The sequence below is a fragment of the Pseudoalteromonas sp. SaAl2 genome (genome assembly GCF_052947895.1).
The window spans coordinates 1547366-1565377 of sequence record NZ_CM129605.1 but is presented as its reverse complement, the minus strand read 5'-3'; the positions used below and the strand labels follow the sequence as shown (position 1 = coordinate 1565377).

Sequence of the window (18012 nt, the reverse complement as noted above, 5' to 3'; positions counted from 1 at the left end):
TCTTATAATCCGATTAATACACTGACGTTATTGCCGCCAAAAGCAAATGAGTTTGACAGGCATGTTTTAATTTTTGTTTCGCTCTTCGCCCCTACTGGTACGAGGTTGATAGTTGGCAAGGCTGGGTCCGCTTCGCCATCCCAAATATGTGGGGCAAACTCATCGTCACCAAGTAACAACCAACACAAGCCGATTTCAGTTGCGCCTGCTGCACCTAAGGTATGCCCTATCATGCCTTTAGAAGAACTACAGGGTGTGTCAGTACCAAACACTTCAGCCACTGCAATGGCTTCCATCTCATCATTTTTGGGGGTTGCAGTACCATGCAAATTAACATAATCAACGTCACTTGGTTGATAGCCAGCTCGAGACAACGCAGCTCGCATAGCCGCCACTGCACCTTCGCCTTGTGGGTGCGGGGCAGACATATGATGCGCATCGCTAGATTCTCCCACGCCGAGCAATTTAATTGTACCTTGTTTTTCAACTATGCATAATGCCGCGGCTTCACCTAAATTGATACCATCACGGTTTTTACTTGAAGGATTGCTTATACCAGCAGAGGTTGAAGCCAAAGCAGTAAACCCATTGACTGTCATACCGCACAAACTATCTACACCACCAACAATTGCAACATCAGCAAGATCGGCAGCAATTAATTCTTGCGCTGTAGCAAATGCTTTGGCGCTCGAAGAGCAAGCGGTTGATAAGGTCATCGCCGGCCCTTTCACTCCTAGATACAAACTAATAAACTGAGATAAATTATCCATCTCTTGCTGCTGATAATGATAATTTTCCCCAAACTCCCCCTTGCGCTAGCTGTTGCACCATGGCTTGTTCACCTTGCGCGATCCCTGAAGTACTCGTCCCGACAATAACCGCAATTCGATGTTCACCATATTGCTGTTTTAATTCGCTTACTGGGGGAATAAGTTGCTCGAGTGCTAAAGCAGCTAATTGGTTATTGCGGGTATGAAACTCACGAGGGTATTGGGCTAATGACGGTAACGCTGCTTGCACCGCGCCAACATGAATTGGCCCTTCATTAAGTAGTTCATTATTAACAATAATGCCGTCTTGATTACCTGCTAACAAGTTATGTTTAATTGTTTTATTGTCACACCCTAATGGGTTAACCATGGCATAGTGGCTAATAAATAGCGGTTGTTGCATATTAATATTCTTCTAATCGTTCTATTTTTAAGCGGTAGTTTTGCTCATACTCTGTCAGTAGAGTAATAGCACCATTATACGTGATTTCTCGAACTAAGGTGTCGTTGCGATAAAACTGTCGGGTTCGCATTAACGTGTTATCAGGTTCAATCACCTGATTATCATCGCGCATGTTTCGCTCAAGCATCGCCAACGGCCAAAATGCGCTTTGCATATCGTAAATAATTTTTTTGCCATCAAGCTCTACCGCTAATGTATTCGAAGTGGTTAGTTCATGTGTTTGTGTATCAAATTGCAGCTGTGTTAACGGCACCCCATCAAAAGTAAGGGCAACAACTTTAATTGATGATGTTGTAAACTCAGTTGATACCAACATTGATTCATCAACAATACCTGAAAATTGAAATCTTTCGAGCCAGCCTTGTTCATTCAGCTGTGTGGGTACAGGCATGAAATTAAACATTGGCGTTGCCACAGGATTGGCGGCCATTTGTTGGCACCCAACTATAAATAGCACACATAATGGCAACAGCGTTCGTCTAAATAATCGCAACATCAACAACACAGTTAAGCAACACTATCATTGTTATCTGGCTCGCAGATTTGTTCTAAAATCTTTAATCCACGTTTAGTATTTTTAACAAATGGGTTGCTTTTATCCCAGGCGTACCCTGCTAAAATTGAACAGACCATGGCTTTTACATCTGGTTGACCATCAGCAAAAAAGATCACCGACTGTAAGCTCGTGTCATACCAAGAATTAACAAAGTATTTAAAGACTTCAATCCCCTTCTCGCAGCGGCTCTTCGTACTGAGTTTGCCAATCAATTGCTTCACCTTGAAGCTGTTTCACCACCAATTCAGTCGCTTGAACTGCAGATTTTAACGCAATTGTGACGCCAGATGAAAATACCGGGTCTAAAAATTCACCAGCATTACCCAGTAAGGCGAACTTATCACCGTGTAATGCTTTTACATTCGCTGAATAGCCACCTATTGTGCGTACAGGCGCAATAATTTGGGCATCAGCAAGTAATGTGCTCAGGTTGTCATCTGCATGAATAAAGTCTAAAAGTGTTTGTTCAAGTGTTTTATCTGCCCTTTCGATTTGTGCTGTTTCACCTACGACACCCACACTAATTGTGCTATCGCTAAAAGGGATCGCCCAGTACCAAATATCAGGAATTGTAGGGTGTACGGTGATTAGTATCTTATTACGATCAAACTGGCTGTTATCAATATTATCTTTGAAATGGGTAAATACGGCCTTACGAGGAGTCAATTCACTTGGCTCTTCTAAATCAAGTAAACGCGGTAGTACACGACCAAAGCCACTACCGTCTAGCGTAAATCTTGCCGTTATTGTTTTTTCTTGTTGCGTTTTTAAATCAATAACATCTAATGAAGTTATATTGTGTTCAGTACTAAAGCCGGTCACTTGATGTGAAAAGCAAATAGTTGCTCCCTGTTTTTGCGCTTCTTCAGCTAACAAATTATCAAATTCTGCACGTTTTACCTGATAAGTTGTACCAGGACCTTCACTGAACTTTTCTTCAAAATTGAAGTAAGTATGGTGACCACTACGATAAAAAGCAGCACCGTTTTTGAATTGAAAACCAAGTTCATCCGCATTGTCGATTAAAGCTTCAAGCATATTTGCTTGCTTAAGATAATCCATTGATTGAGGTAATAAGCTTTCACCAATTGAAAAGCGTGGAAACTCATCGCGCTCAATAATACACACAGTTAAACCATGCTGCATTAACAAACAAGCCGCAACTGTTCCTGACGGGCCAGCACCTATGATAGATACATCAAAATCAGTTGATGTCATTAAATGTTCCTTTTCGATACTAAAGCAAGGCGCGGTGAAATTAAAAACACCACCACCACACCGATAAATACAGTGAAACCAAATTGGCTTACCGCAGGTGTTGAGCTAACAATTAATATTGCAAACACAAACAATGAGCTCAACGCTGATACACAGGTTGTCAGCGTAATTTTTTTACACAAACCATGCTCCGCATAAAAAATACAATAGTCTAGACCAAGGGCTAAAATAAGTATCCCGGCTACATAATTAAAAACCGTTAAGCTGCCATAAAACCATGTACTTAAAATAAGTGCAACTAGAACTGCAATGAGCGGACGAGTCACTGCAACAAAGGCATTTAACAAGCCATAGCGCAACCAAAATATTGCCATAGCCATAGTCAAAGCTAAGGCATAGATAAAAATCAATTGCAGTCTAAATTGCCCTATTTGCTCGCTAATACCGGCTACTTTATCAATAAAAAAGACATCCGTATAAGTGTTAGCTAAGCTTTTAACCGAGCTTGTGTTTTGTAGACTTTTTAGCTTAATCACACTGTAAAAACGATTCTCAATTTGCAACCATTGGTTAGTAAACAAAGGCGCTACTTTAGTGTTTTGCCATGTAGCAAAGTCAAGTTGTTGGTAGTCATCTAACGGCCTAGCTATTGCGTTAAAGCCAAGCACTGAGTTTAACTGTGTAAAATACCCGCGATTGACTGCACCACTTAGCAATTGTTGATTACTCTTTTGCATTGATATTGACGGCAGCCATTGGCTGATACTGGAATACGCTGCAATCTCTTTGTCTGCTTGCAATTGCTCAAGCTTTGGTAACAGTTGCTCCATCTGCCTCAGCACCTGCTGCTCGTTGTCACCGGCGATCAACAGATATGAACTGTCCCATTGCGCTGCTAATAAATCGCTGATTGTTTGTTGCTGAGTAATTAAATCATCGGGAACTTTGTAGAAATGTCGTGGATCATCATCATTATCTAAAAACGTTAAGCCAAATAACCCGACAATGATAAACAGCAATTGCCAACACATTGCCAACTTATTATTTAGCCAAACTTGCTGTAGGTTATGCAACCCTGAAATAAAGTTCGGTACCTGCATAGCGCTTTTAGCTTTTAATACCACTAAGCTTGGATAGAGTAGCAATACACACAATAAAGCCCCCAACAGCCCTGCCATGGTGAAGACTGCAATTTGTTTAAATAATATTAATGGCGTAAACACCAGTATTAAATATCCGGCAGTCGTTGTTAGAAAGCTTAATAACAATGAGCTACGAATAGTATGCAGTGGGTTTGCTACTTTTGGTTTAGAAAAACGTAATTCACTCAGAGCATGAAAACTATAATCGGCTGCAATCCCAATTAAGGTCACTGCAAATACGAGTGTTAAAACATTAACCTCAGTAAACAATAAACGCAGTGCAGTGTAGCCATAAATCATACTGACTGAAACAACGAATAACGTGCAAAACACACTCAATACACTTCGGTAGATAACCATGATCAATAACAAGGTTGCAAATACTGAAATGGCGCCAAACAGTGTCATTTCATTTTGTGCACTTGAGCTTGCGCTCGCGGTAAAAAAAGCAGCCCCTGTGGCCAAATAATCCACACCTATATCTTGTGTTAATGCCTGTTGTTTAAGAGAAGCGACGTTTGCTGCAATCTTTTTCGCGACATTTAAATCCAACCCCGTACCATTACTCATAAAGTTTACCAGCACATAATAGCGAGCCTGTCCTACAGGCTCGTTTTTAGTCGCAATCAAAAAGCCATCATGATTTTTAAGTTTTGCTGAAGGTAAGCGTTGTTGATTAAAAAAGTCGGCTAAAGCTAAAGTTTTGTCGCTTTGCAAAGTTGCTGCAACCCAAGGCGACGCCACGTCATTAAGGAGGTTAAATTGGTAATTGAATAAGCGTTGACTATCGTTTGCTTGCAACAAGTATCTATATTGCTCACTGATAAAAGCATACGGATAATTAAGGTAATCACGTACTATTGAGTCAAGTTCGGGTAAAGTATCAAACTTTACTTTAACAGCAATACCCGTAATTTCATTTAATGACTTAGCCGCTCTCTGGGCATATTTAATTGCCGTGGCTTTATCTTGATGGCCCACTAATAAAAGATGCTGGCGTAATTGCTGTTGTTCTAATTGGTCACTAACGAGTTGTATTTCTGGATCTTGTTCTACGCTAAATATTTGATTGAGATCAGCAACAATCGTAAATGACTTAAATAGCCATAAATAACTCAATCCCGCTAATAAAACGGCAAACTGTATGCACCATACAACGAGCTTACTGCGTGAGCTTAACGGCATCCATGTCACCTTGACTAAGCTCCTTAGTGATTATTTTCATCGTAATGTGGGTATTATTATTTTGTTGATCGGTTATCACTATCTCACGTTGGCTATCACCATTTCGGCACAGTTTAACTTGCTTAAACATCTGTGAAACTTGCACTAAAGTTGGTACTAATTGATAACAGCCGGTTTGCTCAATAGCAGTTACTTGCCAATCGGAATTCTGAATTTGGCCACTTAATAACTTGGCTAATAACTGGTTTATTTGCTTATCTTGAGTCAATACTTGGTAATCTTGCTCAGCATCATTACGTCGATAAATGCCATCAGCTAAAACCAGGAGCTCACTTTTCACCGGCAAAAGCGTATGCCAATAAACTTGTTGCTGAAAAATAACAAATTCACCTTGTGATTTAATAGCTCGCTTTAAAAAGCTAAACTGCTTTGCTTGGCTAAACTCCCCTTTTCCTTGTTTAATTTCAAACCCACTAAAATCAGTTTGCGCAAAACAATTCGTCGCCACACAAACGAGCAACATGGCTACAAGCCATAATGTATGGCTAAATTTATTCAACATATGCACGTACTTTATCGGTAAATACAGCAGGAGATTCAAATTGTAATTCTTGATTTTGTAAATCTAAGGCAACTTGAATGGTATAGGCTTTAGTCAACACCTTCTGGCTGTCTAAACATTCAATTTTATAGTCAATTTTGATCCGTGTTTCGAACTCAACCAAACTCGCATGAATACGTATTTTCGAACCAAACACAGCCGATGCAACATACTTTAACCGCATATCAACAATCGGCCACATATAGCCTGAGCGTTCCATCGCATTGTAATTATAGCCAATTTTGTCAAGCAATGCGCATCGTGCATCTTCTATGTATTTTACATAGTTACCGTGCCACACAATTCGCATTGGATCGACATCGTAAAATGGCACCACCATATCAACATAAGCGGTTACAATAGCGTTGGATTTTTTCATTTTAGCCCTTAGCGTTATTGATAAAGCGACCAACGTTGAGTTTGAATATACTCGATGGTTTGGCGTAATAATTTATCGGTTGGGCGATCTTCTTCTAATAGCTCAAAGAAGCTGGCAACGTCATCAATCATGGCGGTGATCTCTGGATTCAGTGAATTTGCATCTATTTCATTATTTAAAATACGGATGCGCACACCTTGTACTGCTGCAAGTAAAGTCGCAGCTAAAACTTGCTCAGTCAGTTGTAAAATACGTAAGCAATCACGCGCAGCTATGGTTCCCATACTCACTTTATCTTGATTATGGCACTCTGTTGAACGAGAAAATACACTGGCTGGCATGGTTAACTTTAACGCCTCAGCAGTCCAAGCAGAGCAGCCAATTTGAATTGCTTTAAAGCCATGGTTTATAAAACGACGCTCACTTGAAGCCGCGCTTAAGTTAGACGGTAAACCGTGGTTCATTTTCACATCAACTAGAGTGGCGATTTGGCGATCTGCCAAGTCTGCTAAGTTAGCCACGCAATTTTTCATTGAATCCATTGCCATGGCGATATGGCCGCCATAAAAGTGACCACCATGTAGCACATGCTCACCGACACCATCAATAATCGGATTATCATTGGCACTATTAAGTTCATTTTCAATCATGTTTCTCAGCCACGGTAGGCTGTCTTCTAACACACCAATAACATGAGGTGCACAACGGATTGAATAACGATCTTGTAGACGATGTGAATTACGCGGATGTTCAACATGATTTAAATCAGTTTGAATGCGCTTTGCCACATTTTGCTGCCCTGGATGCGGTTTAACACTGAATAAAATATCATCAAAGTGATTGCTATTACCCTTTAGTGCAATACTTGCAAGAGCAGTAATTCGCGTCATCAAACGGCTTGCGTATTCACTGCGATCATAAGCCTGACACGCAAGCGCTGTCATCACCGCTGTGCCGTTCATTATTGCTAAGCCTTCTTTCGGGCGTAAGGTAATAGGCTCGAGACCTTCTTCTTTAAAGGCCGCTAATGAGTTTACAACTTGATCTTTATAATAGGTGTCGCGCTCACCAATTAAACTTCCTGCCACATATGAAAGCGGCGTTAAGTCTCCACTTGCACCCACTGAACCTTCTTGTGGGATAACAGGAATAATATCGCGGTTGATCATTTCTACGAGTAGTTTTAGTAAATCCCAGCTAACACCTGAATAGCCTTGTGATAATGATGCTAAACGGCTAGCTAAAATCAATTTACCTTGTTCAGGCGTAAAAAAATCCCCCAAGCCACAACCGTGGAAGCGCGTAAGGTGCATAGGTAACTCATTTACTAATGCTAACGGAATTTCTACCGTACACGAGTCACCATAGCCAGTAGTTACACCATAGATATGGCCTTCTTCAGCTAAAAGCTTATCTAAAAAGGCGACGGCTGAATCAATTTTTTCAGCAAACTGGCTATCACCAGATAGCGCTACGCTGCGGTCTTCTTTTACAACACTAATAATGTCTTCAATCGTTAAACGGCCTGCGCCAAATAAAAGGTGTGTTGATTTATTGTTTTCCATTTACTACTGTCTCCAGGTATTTAGCTAGGCTTTGAATCTTTGTCGCTGGCTTTTTTGCCAGAAATTAAAAAAATTGTACCATTGATAAGGCGCTTTTTTACAATAAAACTCAAGACGCTCAGCAAACTTAGTTGCCATTGCTTGAAAATGCGCTTGGCGCTCTTTGCGTTTTACTTTAATGGGATCGGCAAACTTCTCAATATAGGTTCTATAGCGGCCGTGTTCATTAATGCAAAACATTAAAAATACAGGGCATTCCATGATGTTTGCCAGCGCGAATGGACCAACAGCAAAAGGCGCCTCTTCCCCTAAAAACGGTGCTTGATGCACACTTGTTGGGTTATTGACCGAGGTTCTATCAGCAAAGATGACCACCGCTTCACCATCATCAATTTTTTGTTTTAGTTTAATCGTGTCATCAGGACCGAAGTTATTAATATGAATAAAATTAATGGCCGCTTCTTGGTTTACTTTCTTTAAGAAATTATTAAATGACGGGGTATGCTCATTATAAGTGATCACATTAAGTGGACGCTTATTATCACCCATACTAAAAATTGCACGGCATATTTCCATATTGCCTAAATGAGCACTAAAGATGACCGCCCCTTTGGCTTGCACTAACGCTTGATAACCGTCAGGGGTCGCTATTTCGATATCTTTAATATTTACTTTACCAAGCCATGCATCAAACTTATCGAGTATCGCCATACCAAATGAAAAATATAATTTAAAACCTTGTTTAAAACGCGCTAAGCCAACCCGCTTTTGCTCGCCTATACTGGTGTTTAAATTGTCTAAGTAATGCCAAATCGCATGTCGTGATAAGCGCCCTGTAATATAAAAGTAAAACATCACTGGCGTTAATACGACTTTAAATAACCATTTGCCAAATACTTTATAAATAAACACTAACACTTCAATACCAAACATCGAGCCACGCTCTTTTAATTGTGACCAATGAAAAGTACTGTCGTTGTGCGGTTGCTGTGGTTTGTTGTTATCTGACACTGTGTTTATTACTTCCTATTTAAATTTATTCGCGATGAGCCGAGGTAAACGCAGCAACATACCAAAAAACAAACGCGTATGCATTTTTGATATCAAAACGTTATCTTCCCATACATTAAAGTGGGATACACCATTTTCTGGGTACAATACTTTAGTTTTAATGAACTCAACGGGTGTGCCCTGCCAATAAAGCTTTACCATGACCTCTATATCAAAATCCATCTTATTGCCTAAGCGCGTGTTATTTATTAACTGCGCATAAGCAGCTAACGGATAAACCCGAAAGCCACACATAGTGTCTTTAATTTTGAAAGAAAGCGTTTCAATATAGACCCAAAAATGAGTGATAAAGCGACCGTAATAACGCCCTTTAGATATTGATTCATCGTAAACAGGCTGGCCACTTATCAACGCTGTAGGAGCAAACTTAGAACGGGCGATTAGTTGCTCTACATCATTCAAATCGTGCTGACCATCGGCATCAACTTGAATCGCATGACTCCACCCTGCTTGATGAGCATGGGCTAACCCTGTTTGTACCGCGGCGCCTTTACCACCGTTTTTCGTCCTACGAACAAGCGTGACCAGAGCAAACTCTCGCTCAACATCCTCTAACACTGTTTGAGTTTGTTGATCACTACCATCGTCAACCAAAATAATAGGTAAATTAAAACTAACTAAATCTGCAATGGTATCGCGAATAACTAAATGATGATTGTAATTTGGGATCACAAACCCGTATTGGCTACTCATGACCAGTTCGCCTTAATCATCTGCAAGTACTACTTTGCCAGAGGCATGCTGACCATGTGTAGAACTGTAGCTAAAGCTAAATTTATTTGCTTTGATTTTTTTTAAAAGCAGATCAACCTCATAATTAGGCTGTACAATAATTTGAAACTTCAGGGCATCAATCGACATCGTTTTAGTGCAATCGACCGCCATAAATTTTGTTAAATAATGCATCACCCAGTCAAGTTGCGCTACACCGGGTAAAATAGCCGCCTGCGGAAAATGGCCTTGGAAATAATAGAGATTTTCAGGAATTGTTAACTTTAGCAAAACATGTTCTTCACTTTGCTCAATCAGCTGACAATCCGGTTTATATACAAAATCAGTCAAACAACTTCTCCAACTGCGCTTTATTCAGTTTACCCTGAGAGTTATATGGTAACTCAGTTAGATAACGATATTTTCTAGGTATCACTAAGGGTTCGAAAAATGCTTTTAAATGTGTTTTTAATGCTTGAGAAAACTTAAATTTGCCAAGCTGCTCTAATGCCTGCTCACCAACCTCAGTTAATACTAGTACAGCGGCAATTTCATCCCGCTTACCCGTACTTGAATCATGTTGCAGTAATAAAACATAACTATCTACAACCCAATCAGATTGATTTACTCTGAGGCTTATTTCATCGAGTGAACAACGTTTTTCTTCTATTTTGACAATGCGGTCAGCGCGACCTAATAAATTAAACTGGTTATTTGTCAATAACTGTACCCGGTCATCAGTTTGATACCACTGCCCATTATCAACATAAGGAGATGAAATAATAAGTCGCTGACAATCATCGAGTTTAAGCTTAATTGCTGAAAAAGCCTGCCAATGATCATGGGCGTTTTGTTTACGCCATGCAATGCCACCGGTTTCTGTGCTGCCTAAAACTTCTATTGGCGCATCACCAAGTTGACAAGCCAACTGTCTTGCCGCGGCGGTTTTTAGTGGCCCACCTGATGAGAATAATCCACGTATTTTATGCTTTATAGCCACAAGCACATTATCTTGTACTAATCGATGATAATAAGCTGGGCTGCTGATCACAACGAAGTCATGAACATCATTTTGTTGATTTATAAAGTGCAGTAAATGCTCTGGGTAGTCAAAGCTATTAAAACAGACATCACGCCCAGTATACAGCGGCCACAAAACCTTAAACAATAAACCATAAATATGCTGATGCGACACAGTCGCAACCATCATGGTTTGTTGTATTTGTTCAGCAAATTGTTGTTCCAGCTCTTTAACTTCAATCAATAACTGGGAAAAGGTTTTATCAATTGCTTTTGGCGTCCCACTTGAGCCAGAAGTAAAAAATCGGATCGCGGCGTTTTCATCAACCTCAATGGCAGTATTTACGACATGCTCAACACTAATGTGTTTATTAAAAGCCACTTCTGCGCAGGTGTTATCGGCTACGCCAGTGAACGCCTCAGCTTGCGCTAAGCACTGTGCAAGCTGCTCTGGTTGGCCATTTTGTGGCAATACAATGGACTTGTTTGCAGCTAATAATGCAAAAAATAAAACACTAAACTGGTAACTGTCAGCATCAAATAATAACCATGTTTGTTCATCACGCGCAGCAAATAGACTGGCATGAGCATGTACTTGCTGTTGCCAAATATCAAAGCCATGATGTTGACAATAAAAGTAGGTCTTGTTAGTCGGCCATTTCATTTGATTTATTTTTTGCCTTTTGAAACTTTCTTATTATAAATTCTACGGCCATTAATGTCCCCATTAACAAATAGGAAATTAAACCATTATAGGTTAGCCAAACCACTGGATCTGGATGAAAAATCGTTGCTGTCGCAATTAATCCATTAATGATAAAAAATGCACACCATATTTTTGTTACGGTACGAGTGTAACGCTTGCCGTGCTCGTCAAGCGTTTCAAATTTACTGGCGATCATTTCAACAAAACTAGGTGGTTTATAAAGTGAATACGCAAATACAGCTAAAAAGCAGCTACTTATTACCACTGGGTAAAACTTAAGTGCCAATTCAGAGTTAGCAAAAGTCGCAAAACCTAATAAAGCTATACCACTGATAGTTATTATTTTCATGTGTGCAAAATTAACTATACTGCTTTTTGTTAACCAGTATCGCGCTAAAATGACTAAAATAAAGAGTGCAGCAATTAACGCAGGCTCGCTAAACTGCAAGCCAAAATACACGGCTAGCGGATATAAAAAAAGTAACCCAACTAGCACGGCTTTGTTCATTAAGCGTCTGCTGTCATCAGTTTTTCAACAGCATCAATGACGTCTTGCACTGTACGAACTTGTTTAAAGTCATTTGGCTCGATTTTTTTACCAGTTTGCTCACGTAATTTAACGACCAAATCAACCGCATCAATGCTGTCTAAATCAAGGTCTTCATATAAATTCGCGCTGCGGGTAATATCTTCTGCATCTATCTCAAAATCCTGCTCTAGGATTTCGCTTAGCATTGCAAAAATTTTATCGCCATTATTCATGTTTTCATTACTCATAGTTACTTCCAAACAATGCAGAGTGACTGCCGTTTATTATGCCCGTGTTGAGGCAATAAAATCACATAAGGTTTTAACCGAGTAAAAATGCTTTTTACTGTCGTCGGTATTACCATCAATTTTTACGTCATAAGCTTTTTTAATCGCAACACCTAATTCAAGTGCATCAATAGAATCAAGGCCTAAACCATCGACGAATAATGCTTCATCATCATTAATATCTGATGCTTCGATATCTTCTAGGTCAAGAGTTTCAATGATTAGTTGTTTTACTTCAGTGCTTAAATCACTCATGTTTTAATTTTTCCTCGTTAAAATAAGCTTGTAAGTCGCGTGTTAGTTGTCTAACGGTGTTCGTTACATGATCACCTTGTAAATAAGGTTTTATCTCATAAATCGGTAGCACGCGCATTTTAAAGGTAAAGCGACGATCTGTCACTTGATACCACTTTTGCCCCTTGGTCAGCGTGACCGGTGATACATCTATCAAAATTGGCAGCATATCGACTTCAGTACGAAGGGCTATATTTGCTACACCTCGTTTAAATTTCCATGGCTGACCGGGTACACTTCGCGTGCCTTCAGGGAATACAATCAAGTTATTACCACGGGCAAAACTTTGCTGACACTGATTTAAAAAATATTCAGGATCAGCATCATTGTTAATATAGCCCGTAGCCTTTACCACTCCTTTTAAGAATGGATTTTTCCAAAGGTCTGCTTTGACGACACAATCGGCATTTCTGACTATCGAAATAAGCACCACCACATCAATTAAAGAAGGGTGATTAGCAATAATTAGCTGCCCTTTCGCATTTTTTATTGTATCTAATTTATCAAGATCAATTCGTAAAATACCAACGAGGCGCATATAACCGACAAAGAATTTAAACGAATAATGCACCGCTGTGCGCGCGGCTTGATTTCGTTGGTTTATATCAGCATAAAGTAAGCGTTGAATCGAAAACACCAAAACCGATAAAACCAAGCCCCCACCGCTAAATAAGGCAAACGCACTGCCTGTTGCTATTACGCGGTATAGTTTTATGAATGCGGCTCTCATACGCGGCTTAACCGCCATTGATAGCGCTTTGACTCAATGGCTAACTGTTGATTGTTTGAATAATAAAAACGCAAAAACGCCAATGCCTGTAAGTGTGATGACTCAGCACTGTTAGGCAGGTCATGGCTGGTAAACTCTAAATTAACGCATGCATGTGATGTGCTTTTCTCGATTAATAAAGCCACAGCGACATTATCAGGACTTTGCTGTACATAAGGTTGGTATTGCTCAGGTACGGCTAAATCGCTATATACATATAAAATACGATCATAATTGTAAGCATGTAATTTTGAGACCGCATCAACCAAGCCCATAAAAAAACTATCTTCGCCCGCCGACACTGCAGACAAAGGCGCTTTATTACCAGTAAATATGCTAAATAAACCACCTACAGCATTATGAACAGATAAGCCAAAGTGGGTTGGAGACAAAGCTTCTTTATTTGCCACATCAGCAATTAATTTGCTTGTTTTATGTAAATCACCATGACGAGACGAAAATACGCTGGGTACTGTTTGTTCATAGGATTCACTGGCAGCAAGTGCGCAGTGCAGCGTTAATTTAGCAAATGGACTAAGACGTCTGCGCTGCATAGCAGGCATTTGTTTTAATTCAGGAAGTGTTAACGTTTCAGTGTTTAGACTATCGTTATTAGCAAACGCATACCAATCCTCGGCGCTGGTTTTACCGTCGCCCCACGCTATGCATTTTTTTATAGCAAATTTCAACGTAACAATCCTTATTACAAAGGTGATGACAAAAAGAGGCTAGATTCTACAGTTGTGCATGTTCTGATTCAAGGGAAACACACTAATCTTTATCACGTTCGCTGGAAAAATCCGCGTTTTCTATAATTTTAACTGAACATTGCCGTGTTTTGTCATCTTCTTGCCACACTACTAAGATAGCAATATCAATGATCCCACTTTGCATATCAGCCTGCGCTAGCAATTGATTTTTTTCATGCCTAACTTATCCGAGCCAATGAATAGATTAGGCCCAGTAATAGAGTAAGCACTGGCAAGGTAGTAATTAGCAGCATTGCCCACACTCGCTACAAAGCTAAGCGGCTTAATGGCTTCACGGTTGTGCACGTCAAGCAACATAGATTGCATTAAATCACTAGAAAAATAATCAGCGCAACTGTACAAGCCAATCCTCGAGGTTAAATCAACGCCCTGTTTTGCCCTAAACACGGCCAGTAAGGCAATCAGTGTAAATGCATCCATTCTACGAACTGTTAAACCTGTCTCTTGTTTTATTTGCTGGCGCAGTGCTTTTATATCCAGTGATTTATCTAAACTAACTAATGAGTTTGCAAGTACGTTCATCATCTAAGCCTTATGCCTTTGCATCACTAATGCTGCGTTATTTCCGCCAAAACCAAAGTAATTAAGTAGCACTGTGTTCACCTGAGTAAAGTCTGGCTTTACATAAAACGGCCACATTAATTCTTTGCTATCGTGGGCATAACTTGCCACTGCGTAATTTTGTTGTTGCTGACATTGCTGGTACAAGGCTATTTCAATAACACCACATGCTCCCAAGGTGTGACCTGTAAAAGGCTTGAAAGCGATTAAAGGCGGTTGGTGCTGGTTAAAAACCCTTATTAAGGCGTTGCACTCTGCTTCATCGTTACCAAGCGTTGCTGTGCCATGAACCTTTACAACATCAATATCGTCAGCGCTAATACCGGCATCGCTAAGCGCATCGCTGATCACTTGCGCAATATGGGTGCCGTCTTCTTGCGTCATAGTTAAACTGTAAGTATCACACGCAGAAGCACCACCTAATAACTTAAACTGACACTGCTCAGCTGCGTTTGCAGATAGGTATAATGCAGCAAGGCCTTCTCCTAACACCAGACCGGAGCGCCCTTTAGCAAATGCAGCTAAACCAGATTGACTAATCAAATCTAGCGACTTAAATCCTTCGACTGTTAAAGGATTATAAAACTCACAGCCAATGACTAACGCATTGTCTATTTTACCTTGTGCAATTAAGCGTGTTGCGTATAAACATGCATTAGCGCTAGCGGTACAGGCCGTACTAAAAGTAAATTCTAAGTCATTGAGGCCATAACGCTGAACTAAAGCACGATTTATTTTGTTGGTAGTAGAGAGCCAAAGTTCACCACTGGCACCAATATCAACTGCACTGATATCTAATGATGTCGAACCTAAAAACAAAGATGTCGTTTTAAGATCTTCAGCAGTTAATGAAAGTTTTGCAAACAGCGGTAATAGCAATTGATCAAAGTAAGCTAAAATGTCGCCAAACGGACTGTTGTCTATTTCATCTCTAAATGATTTAAACGCCACTATTTCACTTTCATTAGTCACCACGCTATTGCTTGTTTCAGTGCCTAGCGCTGCACACATAACTTCACTAGCATTTAAATAGACACTGCGTAAAGTCATTATTTAGCGCGCTCACTAACAATAAAATCAACAATAGTATCAATAGACTGTAAATGTTTACGGGTTTCTTTCGAGCCCTCAACTTTAATACCAAAATGCTGCTTTAGTACTAAAGATAACTGTAACGCATCTAATGAGTCTAAATTTATGCGTGACTTACTGCCAAATAAAGGCTCTGAGTCGATAATGTCTTCAGGGGAAAAATCATCCTCTTTGTCACATTCGGTTATAATCAGCTGCTTTAATTGTAGTTTTAGCTCGGCTAATTCCATGTCAAATTCCTCATTTTTTTATTAAATATCCATAGTGCGGCACTAAAGCATGACAATGAAAAACCCCAAAGTAATACGCTGTAATGCCAAAAACTGTGTGTCATTGTCTCGCCCATTATCAGCCTTAAAATTTGTGCTGACCAATACATAGGCGAACCATTTGCCAGAGCGGCAAGATTGCTTGGCATGATCTCAAGCGGCACCATAAAGCCACTCAATGCCGCTAGGATGATATTCACCCCTCCCCCAATAACAATAGCTTGCTCATAGCTTGATACTAAACTGGCTAAAAATAATGCAAATGAAATAGCCGCAACACTCAAAGTGATTAACGCAATCACAGACAAGCTAAAGCTGTTTAGTGATAATAGCGGCAAATCTAAACAAAAAGGGATCACCACGCAGCCTATTAACGCTAATAACACTGTTTGCACTAAGCTCACGAGTGTATAGGCGCATGCTTTATTATAAAAATAACGCGCCATGCTAATAGGGTAGGTTTTTAACCGCACTAAGGTGCCATTATTTCGCTCGTTTATAAAAGTTAAAGAGATTGGTAGAACAATAAAATACACGCCAAACACCCACCATGCGGGAATACTGTTTAATGCTGGGTTGTGTAGCGCTTTTACTGGCGTATTGGCAAGTAAATAATTGACATCAGATGCTGTTATTACTGCGTTTATTTGCTCATCAATAACGTCATCGGCGTTTAAATCACCGGTTTCGAGCATATATAAATAAAGTTTCAGTTGGGCTAAACACGCTTTAACTTTTTCTCGCAGTAATAAACGTGTTTGTGGGGCAAGATCATCACTTATAATAAATTGTAACTGGCTTGTACCTTGGCGCATAAGGATTTGTTGATCAAACTGCGGGTTGATAATCAACTGACTGACTTGCTCGGTTCTGCTTTTATTAGCGCTAATGGTAAACCCTTGTGCTTGCAGTAACTTAGTAATAACCAGGCTGTGTTGGCTATTATTTTCACCCGCCACTGACAGTATCAAGTTCTGCTGTATACTTTGTTGTGACTGACTACTTGCCATGGTCATAATCACCATGAACACGATAGGCATAAGTAATAATACAGCTAAACTGTGTAAATCATTAGCAATTAAGCGCGCTTCTTTTTTCAGTGTGTGAATTAACATGCCTGCTCCGAAAACAACGCCCGATAAAGCTGCTCAATTTGGTTATCAGAAAAATTAACAGACTTTATTTCATCACTGAGCTGACTTAGAGCGCTAAAAAGACTGCCAAGTAGCTTGGTGTCTGAAATAGTCAACTGATAGTGAGCCTCACTAATCACTGTTAATTGCTCTGTAAATAACGCTAACTGCGCCTGAGATAAACGGTTTTTAGTAGTAAAGTTAAGCGTGAGTTGAGCACTGTTAATAGCTTGGTTCGCGACAATTTTACCGTTTTTTATAAACACTACATCGTCACATAATTGCGCCACTTCATACAACAAGTGTGAGGTATAAACCAAGGTTTTTCCTTGTTTTTTTAAATCCTGCAACAAACTAATAATGCCATCACGAGAGAGCGGATCGATACCCACAGTCGGCTCATCTAAAAATATAATATCAGGTTGTTTGCTTAGTGCGATTGCGATATTTAAACGCCGTTTATAGCCACCTGAAAGTGTACTTGCACGTTTATTCGAAACCGCTTGTAAATTGCAGGCTGCAATTGCGGATTCAATATACTGCGCATGTAGACGGCGATTTTTTTCACTTATTGAAACAAAAAAAGCAAGATTATCATACACAGTTAGCTCTTCATAAAAGGCAAAATCTTGTGGTACTAAAGCCACTTTTTTTGCTATTGCTTGTTTTAGGCTTAACTGTTGATAATGCGGGTACTCTATCCGTCCAGCAACAGGGGCTAACAAGCCAGTCATTAACGAAATTAATGTCGATTTACCTGCGCCATTTGGACCTAAAATAGCGGTGCATGTACCTTGTTTTAACTGCAATGAGACAGCATCAACTGTCAACCGTTCAGCCCCTTTGTAAGCAAAGCTAAGTTGTTGTAATTCGAGCATGATAGGTGCTATTTTTGCCATAAGGTATCCTGCGCCATGATTA

General features: G+C 39.9%; 22 protein-coding genes and 1 pseudogene. All 23 read right to left on the bottom strand.

Features of this window, described 5'->3' with window-relative positions:
* Positions 1-2: 2 nt before the first annotated feature.
* The 23 genes and pseudogenes from ACU8V8_RS07690 to ACU8V8_RS07580 all read right to left on the bottom strand — a co-directional run bounded on the left by ACU8V8_RS07690 (position 3) and on the right by ACU8V8_RS07580 (position 17990).
* A complete protein-coding gene (locus ACU8V8_RS07690) occupies positions 3-770 on the bottom strand; it encodes a beta-ketoacyl synthase N-terminal-like domain-containing protein (protein WP_446889362.1) in 768 nt (255 codons plus the stop codon).
* Positions 763-1173 (bottom strand): hypothetical protein, encoded by a 411-nt coding sequence (locus tag ACU8V8_RS07685; RefSeq protein WP_446889361.1) that lies wholly within the window; start codon positions 1171-1173, stop codon positions 763-765. Before ACU8V8_RS07685 ends, ACU8V8_RS07690 begins: the two co-directional genes overlap by 8 nt.
* A 1-nt stretch (position 1174) precedes the next feature.
* Entirely contained in the window at positions 1175-1663 is a 489-nt protein-coding gene (locus ACU8V8_RS07680) for a DUF3261 domain-containing protein (RefSeq protein ID WP_446889360.1), read from the bottom strand.
* 77 nt (positions 1664-1740) lie between these two features.
* Positions 1741-3007 (bottom strand): annotated as a pseudogene (locus ACU8V8_RS07675) (NAD(P)/FAD-dependent oxidoreductase).
* Positions 3007-5334, bottom strand: a complete 2328-nt coding sequence (locus ACU8V8_RS07670; RefSeq protein ID WP_446889359.1) for an MMPL family transporter — start codon at positions 5332-5334, stop codon at positions 3007-3009. Before ACU8V8_RS07670 ends, ACU8V8_RS07675 begins: the two are co-directional and overlap by 1 nt.
* Positions 5312-5896, bottom strand: a complete 585-nt coding sequence (locus ACU8V8_RS07665; protein WP_446889358.1) for an outer membrane lipoprotein carrier protein LolA — start codon at positions 5894-5896, stop codon at positions 5312-5314. The genes ACU8V8_RS07670 and ACU8V8_RS07665 overlap by 23 nt, the downstream gene beginning before the upstream one ends.
* Positions 5886-6314 carry an acyl-CoA thioesterase gene (locus tag ACU8V8_RS07660; protein WP_446889357.1) on the bottom strand — a complete coding sequence of 143 codons (429 nt, stop codon included), beginning with the start codon at positions 6312-6314 and terminating at the stop codon, positions 5886-5888. Before ACU8V8_RS07660 ends, ACU8V8_RS07665 begins: the two co-directional genes overlap by 11 nt.
* Before the next feature lie 14 nt (positions 6315-6328).
* Positions 6329-7879 (bottom strand): HAL/PAL/TAL family ammonia-lyase, encoded by a 1551-nt coding sequence (locus tag ACU8V8_RS07655; protein ID WP_446889356.1) that lies wholly within the window; start codon positions 7877-7879, stop codon positions 6329-6331.
* A 24-nt stretch (positions 7880-7903) separates the two neighbouring features.
* Entirely contained in the window at positions 7904-8890 is a 987-nt protein-coding gene (locus tag ACU8V8_RS07650) for an LpxL/LpxP family acyltransferase (protein WP_446889355.1), read from the bottom strand.
* A gap of 15 nt (positions 8891-8905) precedes the next feature.
* A complete protein-coding gene (locus ACU8V8_RS07645; RefSeq protein WP_446889354.1) occupies positions 8906-9643 on the bottom strand; it encodes a glycosyltransferase family 2 protein in 738 nt (245 codons plus the stop codon).
* Between the two features lie 12 nt (positions 9644-9655).
* Positions 9656-10012 carry an ApeI family dehydratase gene (locus ACU8V8_RS07640; RefSeq protein WP_446889353.1) on the bottom strand — a complete coding sequence of 119 codons (357 nt, stop codon included), beginning with the start codon at positions 10010-10012 and terminating at the stop codon, positions 9656-9658.
* A complete protein-coding gene (locus ACU8V8_RS07635) occupies positions 10005-11345 on the bottom strand; it encodes an AMP-binding protein (RefSeq protein WP_446889352.1) in 1341 nt (446 codons plus the stop codon). The genes ACU8V8_RS07640 and ACU8V8_RS07635 overlap by 8 nt, the downstream gene beginning before the upstream one ends.
* Positions 11329-11895, bottom strand: coding sequence for a hypothetical protein (locus ACU8V8_RS07630; RefSeq protein ID WP_446889351.1), 567 nt, complete (start codon positions 11893-11895; stop codon positions 11329-11331). Before ACU8V8_RS07630 ends, ACU8V8_RS07635 begins: the two co-directional genes overlap by 17 nt.
* Positions 11895-12149 (bottom strand): acyl carrier protein, encoded by a 255-nt coding sequence (locus tag ACU8V8_RS07625; protein WP_087532315.1) that lies wholly within the window; start codon positions 12147-12149, stop codon positions 11895-11897. The genes ACU8V8_RS07630 and ACU8V8_RS07625 overlap by 1 nt, the downstream gene beginning before the upstream one ends.
* Before the next feature lie 51 nt (positions 12150-12200).
* The gene (locus ACU8V8_RS07620) at positions 12201-12458 is read right to left on the bottom strand and encodes a phosphopantetheine-binding protein (protein WP_087532151.1); all 258 of its coding nucleotides are present in this window, start codon (positions 12456-12458) and stop codon (positions 12201-12203) included.
* Entirely contained in the window at positions 12451-13245 is a 795-nt protein-coding gene (locus ACU8V8_RS07615; RefSeq protein ID WP_446889350.1) for a lysophospholipid acyltransferase family protein, read from the bottom strand. Before ACU8V8_RS07615 ends, ACU8V8_RS07620 begins: the two co-directional genes overlap by 8 nt.
* A complete protein-coding gene (locus tag ACU8V8_RS07610; protein ID WP_446889349.1) occupies positions 13224-13955 on the bottom strand; it encodes a beta-ketoacyl synthase chain length factor in 732 nt (243 codons plus the stop codon). The genes ACU8V8_RS07615 and ACU8V8_RS07610 overlap by 22 nt, the downstream gene beginning before the upstream one ends.
* A gap of 82 nt (positions 13956-14037) precedes the next feature.
* Positions 14038-14160, bottom strand: coding sequence for a hypothetical protein (locus tag ACU8V8_RS07605; RefSeq protein ID WP_446889348.1), 123 nt, complete (start codon positions 14158-14160; stop codon positions 14038-14040).
* 11 nt (positions 14161-14171) lie between these two features.
* The gene (locus tag ACU8V8_RS07600; RefSeq protein WP_446889347.1) at positions 14172-14561 is read right to left on the bottom strand and encodes a hypothetical protein; all 390 of its coding nucleotides are present in this window, start codon (positions 14559-14561) and stop codon (positions 14172-14174) included.
* Complete coding sequence (locus ACU8V8_RS07595; RefSeq protein ID WP_446889346.1) at positions 14562-15647, bottom strand: beta-ketoacyl synthase N-terminal-like domain-containing protein; 1086 nt, start codon at positions 15645-15647, stop codon at positions 14562-14564.
* Positions 15647-15919 (bottom strand): acyl carrier protein, encoded by a 273-nt coding sequence (locus ACU8V8_RS07590; RefSeq protein ID WP_446889345.1) that lies wholly within the window; start codon positions 15917-15919, stop codon positions 15647-15649. The genes ACU8V8_RS07595 and ACU8V8_RS07590 overlap by 1 nt, the downstream gene beginning before the upstream one ends.
* Positions 15910-17073, bottom strand: a complete 1164-nt coding sequence (locus tag ACU8V8_RS07585; protein WP_446889344.1) for an ABC transporter permease — start codon at positions 17071-17073, stop codon at positions 15910-15912. The genes ACU8V8_RS07590 and ACU8V8_RS07585 overlap by 10 nt, the downstream gene beginning before the upstream one ends.
* Positions 17067-17990 carry an ABC transporter ATP-binding protein gene (locus tag ACU8V8_RS07580; RefSeq protein ID WP_446889343.1) on the bottom strand — a complete coding sequence of 308 codons (924 nt, stop codon included), beginning with the start codon at positions 17988-17990 and terminating at the stop codon, positions 17067-17069. The genes ACU8V8_RS07585 and ACU8V8_RS07580 overlap by 7 nt, the downstream gene beginning before the upstream one ends.
* Positions 17991-18012: the final 22 nt, after the last annotated feature.